The organism is Bacteroides sp. (assembly GCF_019417265.1).
Classification (GTDB): Bacteria; Bacteroidota; Bacteroidia; order Bacteroidales; family Bacteroidaceae; genus Phocaeicola.
In genome coordinates this window covers 4,282-10,476 of the sequence record NZ_DXVR01000048.1, presented here as the reverse complement: position 1 = coordinate 10,476, position 6,195 = coordinate 4,282, and the positions used below count along the sequence as shown (strand labels likewise).

At 41.6% G+C, this 6,195-nt stretch carries 10 protein-coding genes; 4 read left to right on the top strand and 6 right to left on the bottom strand.

What is annotated here, in order from left to right; all coding sequences use genetic code 11:
- The 6 genes from QZ379_RS07445 to QZ379_RS07420 all read right to left on the bottom strand — a co-directional run.
- The coding region (locus tag QZ379_RS07445) for an Abi family protein (protein ID WP_366933586.1) at positions 1–699 on the bottom strand (699 nt) is incomplete at its 3' end.
- 268 nt (positions 700–967) lie between these two features.
- A complete protein-coding gene (locus QZ379_RS07440; RefSeq protein ID WP_291562582.1) occupies positions 968–1,900 on the bottom strand; it encodes a YgcG family protein in 933 nt (310 codons plus the stop codon).
- Between the two features lie 10 nt (positions 1,901–1,910).
- Positions 1,911–2,498 carry a LemA family protein gene (locus QZ379_RS07435; protein WP_291562575.1) on the bottom strand — a complete coding sequence of 196 codons (588 nt, stop codon included), beginning with the start codon at positions 2,496–2,498 and terminating at the stop codon, positions 1,911–1,913.
- A gap of 79 nt (positions 2,499–2,577) precedes the next feature.
- Positions 2,578–2,838: a hypothetical protein gene (locus tag QZ379_RS07430; RefSeq protein ID WP_291562573.1), complete on the bottom strand. Its 261-nt coding sequence runs from the start codon at positions 2,836–2,838 to the stop codon at positions 2,578–2,580.
- A 6-nt stretch (positions 2,839–2,844) separates the two neighbouring features.
- Entirely contained in the window at positions 2,845–3,228 is a 384-nt protein-coding gene (locus QZ379_RS07425; protein WP_291562570.1) for a phage holin family protein, read from the bottom strand.
- A gap of 153 nt (positions 3,229–3,381) precedes the next feature.
- Positions 3,382–3,585 (bottom strand): YtxH domain-containing protein, encoded by a 204-nt coding sequence (locus tag QZ379_RS07420; RefSeq protein ID WP_154043886.1) that lies wholly within the window; start codon positions 3,583–3,585, stop codon positions 3,382–3,384.
- 225 nt (positions 3,586–3,810) lie between these two features.
- On the opposite strand from QZ379_RS07420, the gene QZ379_RS07415 reads away from it, so the two are divergent.
- The 4 genes from QZ379_RS07415 to QZ379_RS07400 form a co-directional block, all read left to right on the top strand.
- Positions 3,811–4,311, top strand: coding sequence for an SPOR domain-containing protein (locus QZ379_RS07415; RefSeq protein ID WP_291562567.1), 501 nt, complete (start codon positions 3,811–3,813; stop codon positions 4,309–4,311).
- A 102-nt stretch (positions 4,312–4,413) separates the two neighbouring features.
- Positions 4,414–5,367 (top strand): PCMD domain-containing protein, encoded by a 954-nt coding sequence (locus QZ379_RS07410; protein ID WP_291562564.1) that lies wholly within the window; start codon positions 4,414–4,416, stop codon positions 5,365–5,367.
- Positions 5,368–5,439: 72 nt separating this feature from the next.
- Positions 5,440–5,856, top strand: coding sequence for a Holliday junction resolvase RuvX (gene ruvX, locus QZ379_RS07405; protein ID WP_291562561.1), 417 nt, complete (start codon positions 5,440–5,442; stop codon positions 5,854–5,856).
- Positions 5,857–5,879: 23 nt separating this feature from the next.
- On the top strand, positions 5,880–6,195 hold a 316-nt coding region (locus tag QZ379_RS07400), incomplete at its 3' end, for a peptide deformylase (RefSeq protein WP_291562557.1).

The window sequence follows — 6,195 nt, the reverse complement described above, 5'->3', positions numbered from 1 at the left end:
TGGCATACGCATAGGCATCATTGGCTTGACAGGAAAGACCCGATTTGACAGTCTCGAATGATGGGCGCAACAATTACGAAGTACGGCAAGACATTCCAGCCGGCTTCTTAAAAATTTGTGATGATTCAATCCAAACTCTCTCGCTACAGCATGTTTCGCTGAAGCATCCGAAAAATTAGAATAGAGTTTTGAAAGTGTACCCATTGAAATAACTTCTAATGTCTTCCATACAGGAGGCAGATCGGGTTCACTATATTTACGAAAATGCTCGGTTATAAAATCATCGTGCGAGCGAGAAACCTCTTTATGAATGACAGCTGAATTCACCGCGAAACGATCTTCATTGGTGGCACAACTTTCGTCCATAAACCAAAATGCACCAAAATCTATGGCAAAGTGCTTGATTATTTTTGTGCGGACAGAAACTTCAATCGTTTGGATGGCAGTAAACAGTAAAGCCCTAAGTTGTTTATCAAAAAAATAAAGGTCTATAACATCGGAAAAGCTACTACCGTCCTTGAATTGATGTGTGAAACGGTCTATTTCAAGATGTCGCCAATAACCGGCAATACGGAAATAACTGATGGTGTCAAGAACTTCAATAGCTTGCTTAACATCATCAATAAGCAAACCCCTCTCTTTGAGAATGTCAATTTGCTGCTCTGTCGTTATGGCTTGCTGCGTGTATTTAACTCCCATAAATAAAAATGTCCCGCTGGGTACGCTAATCTTACGGGAAGCGAGCGGGATTTGTTGATGCAAAGGTAATCTATTGTTTTTAAATTACCAATAGAATGGCAGAAAATAACCAGACTTTTTTACTTTTCATTCTTCTTTTTCAAATGCTTTCGCTACTTTTGTAAATCATTTCCAGACATTTCAGACTGTGTTTAAATGCCGTTTAAATGGTATTTAAATACTGCATAAAACTATATCAGAAATTAGAGTGGAGAAACAATATTATTGTTTAGAATTTACTTCCGGCACCACCGCCTCCGAAGCTGCCTCCTCCGAAACTTCCGCCTCCGAAGCCACCGCCTCCGAATCCGCCACGGCCGAAGCCTCCACCCATGAAGATTCCTCCACCGAACGATCCGCTTCGTCTGCCGTGGTGATGATTGTTCTCATCGTCTACGCGCTGTTCCTTACGCACGCAGTGACCACAGTTTGAACAGCATGACACTATTTCTTCAATATGGTATGTAGGGTATTGGGCTATGGTACGTCTGGAGATGACTTTCATGGTCTGCTTATGGCATTGCGGACAGCGTCTTTGCCGTCTGACATTAAGCCAAAGATAGAACATGGTGAAACCTATAACGCTGAAAAGCAAAATGAACAGTACTCCGGAATCTCCTCCTGAACCTGAGCGTGGACTGTCGGGTGTTCCGCTTTCTCCGGCAAGATATCCTCTGACGGCTTTTATGCCGGCAAGCATACCTGCATCCCAGTTGCCTTGCGAGAAGGCTTTGTTCATGTATCTCACCTGTATCTTCTTGCAGACGGCATCCGGCAATACACCTTCGAGGCCGTAGCCGGTGGCAAACTGGATGCATCGTTCTCCTGTCACGAGGAGTATAACCAGTCCGTTATCCTTTTCTTTCCGGCCTACACCGTTTTCCTGACCTAAGCGATATGCGAAATCGAAACAGTCGCCTCCTTCAATCTGCTCTACTGCAACCACAAGAACCTGTATCCCTGTTTTTTGTTCAAGTGAAAACAGTGTGGTGTCTATGGCAGCGACAGTTGCGGCAGAAAGAATATTGTCAGGATTGCTGACGTAGCGTGTGCGGTCCATAAGATGCACCATAGGGACATCCTTTACCTTATATTCTTTGGCTGTTACCGACATGCAGCAGCACAGGGCGAGCACTATTGCTATGAAACTTAGTTTTCTCATAGACTGTGAATCAGAATTTTACTTCCGGTGCTTTTTCAGAGCCTTCTGCTGCTTCAAAGTAAGGACGTTTCTCGAAGCCGAAGAGTCCTGCTATGATGTTTTTAGGGAAACGGCGGATTGTTGTGTTGTAACTCTTGGCTGTTTCGTTGAATTTTCTGCGTTCCACACTGATTCTGTTTTCTGTACCTTCAAGCTGAGCCTGCAAAGCCTGGAAGTTTTCGTTGGCTTTAAGGTCAGGATAGTTTTCTGTAATGGCAAGCAGTCTGCCGAGAGCTGCACCTATCTCGCCCTGTGCCTTCTGGTATGCCTGAAGTTTCTCAGGAGTAAGGTCGTCAATGCTGATTGTTGCCTGAGTAGCTTTCGATCTTGCCGAAACAACGGCATCGAGAGTTTCCTTTTCGTGTGCGGCATATCCCTTTACAGTGTTTACGAGGTTGGGGATAAGGTCAGCGCGACGCTGATACTGGTTCTCTACGTTGCTCCATGCTGTACTTACCGATTCGTCTTGAGTTACAAGCGAGTTGTAGGATGAAATACTGTAAATTACTAAAATTGCTATTACTGCTATAACAATGATGATTGTCCAGGTTTTCTTCATAATTACTTTTGGTTTATAAATATTAAATTGAAATTCAGCACAAACATACTGAAAATATCCGGTACATAAGTAGGTGAGTTTATAAGTTTTTGTGTTTTTTGCCTGAAAAGATGTCTTTTATTCTTCTGTATATTTTCACTCCGGTCATGATTCCGTCGTATGCAGCCAATCCGGTGTTGAAATGGTGCATCATCAAGTCCATCTTGTTTTTTGTTTCCGGTGGAGAGAACAGGTTTTGTGTAAGCTCGTGTATTCTCTGTTTTGACTGTCTGAGCTCATCCTTTTTTCTGTTCTTTCTTTCCGATATAATCTGTATGCTGTATTTGGTGATATCGTTCATGATACATTATTGTTTAGGGTTGTTCTCTTCTTTGTCTTTATCCTCGAGGAATAGTCTTGCAAGGAAATTCACCATAGGCTGGAAAATAATCTTTTGTCTGAATATGTATATTGCAATTCCCAAGAGCAATATGCATCCGCCTATGATGGCATAGCTGGCAATGATATTGTTTACAAAAGAATCTATCGTGTAGACTAACATGAAGGAGAAATAAAACAATGCCGTCATTCCCAACACGATGAGGACACATATCAGGATGAGGGTTGATATCAGTATGGTGAGTTTCTCTACCAGGTCGAGTTTGATGTATTGACCCTGAAGCTCTATGTATTTCTTTATTTCCTTGAACAGGGCTTCCAGATTGTCAATGCTTTTGTCGTTGGCAAACATAACTTCTATGGTTTTGTCATTAATAAAAAAGGGAAATTTAAAAGGAAGTTCCGTCAGTCGCATTTCGCGTGAGCGGCTTTTCCTTTTAAAATCCCTAATGTACTTTCTTAAAATCTTGATTTTACAGAACTGTGGTTCTGCGTGAATGTCTTTTTATTCGGCATCTTTTACTTCTGCTGCAATCTGGTCAACTAAATCTTCCATTTCGGCACGGTTCAGTCTGATTCCTTTTTGGCGTAGGATTTCAGCAATTTTTCTACGAGTGTCTTCGCCTTTCTCCGGAGCGAATAAGATTCCGGCTGCTGCACCAAGAGCTACACCGCCCAAGAATGCTGCTACAATGTTTAATGCTTTCATGATAATAATGTTTTATCAGTGTGTATTATTACTTCTTTTGGTTTGCTTTCCACAAATCTAATAAAAAAGATTGTAATTTGTCTGCTTTTGTCCGTGAAATAATATCAATTTATTTAGTTGAATGTATAATTAACTGTTTTTAACAGTATGGAAATGTTTATATTACTACTTTTGCCATGAAAAACTAAGTAGGCAGATTATTAAAACAAATAAATGTAAGGCAAAATGAAAAAATTATTCGTCTTAGGAATGGGATTATGCCTCGTTTTGGCATTCTCTTCTTGCAAATCAAGTGAAAGTGCGTATAAGAAAGCTTATGAGAAAGCTAAACAAAATGAATTGGCTGAGGCTGCTGAGCAGAAAGAAACTGTAGTTGAAACTGCACCTGTAGTAGAGGCTGCTCCGGTTGCTACTCCTGCACCTGTTGCTCCGGCACCTGTGCGTGAGGAAAAAGTGGAGCTTGTTTCAGGCGATGGACTTAAAGCTTTCAGCGTAGTGTGCGGTAGTTTCGGTGTTAAGGCTAATGCTGACGGATTGAAATCTACACTTGACGGTCAAGGATATAATGCTAAAGTGGTATATAACGCTGAACGCAATATGTATCGTGTGATTGTATCTTCTTTTGACACAAGAGAAGAAGCTGCGGCAGCCAGAGATGCTTTCAAGGCTAAATATCCTAACCGTGAGGATTTTCAGGGTTCCTGGTTGTTGTATAGAATATATTAAAATAGCAGAAAGTTTGGAATAGATATTCTATTTGTAAGCGATGGCGGTAAGCTGTCGCTTTTTTTATTACCTTTGCAAAATATAATTTAGCATAAACGAGTTATGAAAAATAGGTATTATGTTTGTCTTATAGGATTTTTGCTTGCAGTATCAGCTGTGGCGCAGGAAAAGTTTGAACTTTTCAAATATGGTGACATGGATCAATGGGTTACCAGAAGGATAGAAGAGTCTGCTATTATCGGTGGAAACGTGAAGCACCTGTATGAGTTAGGCCCGGAAATGGAGCTTGACGGAAACAATCCGTATGTAAATCAGGGTGGCTCGCCATGGGGAAACTCAAACGTAATGGCAAAGGTTGTAGGAATAGTGAAGACCAATACGAGTGTCTATCCTGAGAAAAGATGGTATGGAAAATGTGCCCGTCTGGAAACTCATATTGAAAGTGTCAAGGTTTTGGGACTTGTAAATATAACTGTGCTTGCCTCAGGGTCGTTGTATCTTGGAGATATGAAGGAGCCTATCACGGGAACAAAGGACGGAGAAAAGGCCTTGAACTGTGGAGTGCCTTTTACTAAAAGACCGAAAGCAATACGCTATGACTATAAGGTGAAAATGTCTGACCAGAAGGACAGAATCCGTCTTACAGGATTTAGCAAGAAGTCAGTGGTAAAGGGTAAAGATGCGGCCATAATGGTTTGTTATCTTCAGAAAAGAACAGAAGACGCAGAGGGCAATATCATAGCCAAAAGGGTAGGGACGGCTGCTGTGAAATATACGTCATCTACTGACTGGAATAATGCTGCCACATATGAGATTATGTATGGTGACATAACCGGAAGCAGTAATTATGTGCCGGAGCTGATGGCTTTGGGAACCGGAGGTTATCACGCCCGAAACAGCAAGGGAAAAAGCGTGATGATAAAGGAAACCGGATGGGCGGATAAGGATGAAAAACCTACACATATTCTTGTACAGTTCACTTCAAGCATCGGTGGCGCATTTGTCGGCTCGCCGGGAAATACTCTTTGGATTGACAATGTCGGATTGGTGTATTAATCGGGCGGTAGGATTTTTTAAGTCTTATATATAATGTGCTAATAAAATTAATTCGTAAATTTGCTGCCACTTATGAGTAGAATTTTAGCTATAGATTATGGAAGGAAGCGTACGGGGCTTGCTGTGACGGATCCGATGCAGATTATTGCAAGCGGTCTTACTACAGTGGCTACGCACGAACTTGTAGACTTCATACAGAAGTATGTCTGTCAGGAAAAGGTGGAGCGGATAATCATAGGTCATCCTAAACAGATGAACTACGAAGACTCGGAGAATATGAAGAATATTATCCCGTTTATGAACAGACTTAAAAAGTTGCTTCCGGAAATACCTGTGGAACTGGTAGATGAAAGGTTTACCTCAGTGCTTGCACACCAGGCGATGCTTGCCGGAGGGCTTAAGAAAAAGGACAGGCAGAACAAGGCGCTGGTGGACGAAATAAGTGCTACTATAATTCTGCAGTCTTATCTCGAATCAAAGAAATATTAAAAACAGAATAAACAATTAGAAATATGATTTTACCGATTTATGTGTATGGCCAGCCTGTATTGCGTAAGGTGGCTGAAGATATAACTCCTGATTATCCGAACCTGAAAGAACTTATCACAAATATGTTCGAAACAATGGACCGTGCTGATGGCGTAGGTCTGGCAGCACCTCAGATAGGATTGCCTATCCGTGTGGTTGTGGTTAATCTTGATGTACTGTCTGACGAAATGCCTGAATTCAAGGATTTCCGCAAGGCATATATCAATGCGCATATTGTTGAAACAGGCGAGGAATTGGTTTCAATGGAAGAAGGTTGCCTGAGCTTGCCGGGTGTGCATG

What these genes read in the sequence shown, in the direction of transcription:
- QZ379_RS07440 (WP_291562582.1), bottom strand. Translation starts at nt 1,900, where the DNA reads ATGAGAAAACTAAGTTTCATAGCAATAGTGCTCGCCCTGTGCTGCTGC.
- QZ379_RS07420 (WP_154043886.1), bottom strand. Translation starts at nt 3,585, where the DNA reads ATGAAAGCATTAAACATTGTAGCAGCATTCTTGGGCGGTGTAGCTCTT.
- QZ379_RS07430 (WP_291562573.1), bottom strand. Translation starts at nt 2,838, where the DNA reads ATGAACGATATCACCAAATACAGCATACAGATTATATCGGAAAGAAAG.
- QZ379_RS07410 (WP_291562564.1), top strand. Translation starts at nt 4,414, where the DNA reads ATGAAAAATAGGTATTATGTTTGTCTTATAGGATTTTTGCTTGCAGTA.
- QZ379_RS07415 (WP_291562567.1), top strand. Translation starts at nt 3,811, where the DNA reads ATGAAAAAATTATTCGTCTTAGGAATGGGATTATGCCTCGTTTTGGCA.
- QZ379_RS07435 (WP_291562575.1), bottom strand. Translation starts at nt 2,498, where the DNA reads ATGAAGAAAACCTGGACAATCATCATTGTTATAGCAGTAATAGCAATT.
- QZ379_RS07425 (WP_291562570.1), bottom strand. Translation starts at nt 3,228, where the DNA reads ATGTTTGCCAACGACAAAAGCATTGACAATCTGGAAGCCCTGTTCAAG.
- ruvX (WP_291562561.1), top strand. Translation starts at nt 5,440, where the DNA reads ATGAGTAGAATTTTAGCTATAGATTATGGAAGGAAGCGTACGGGGCTT.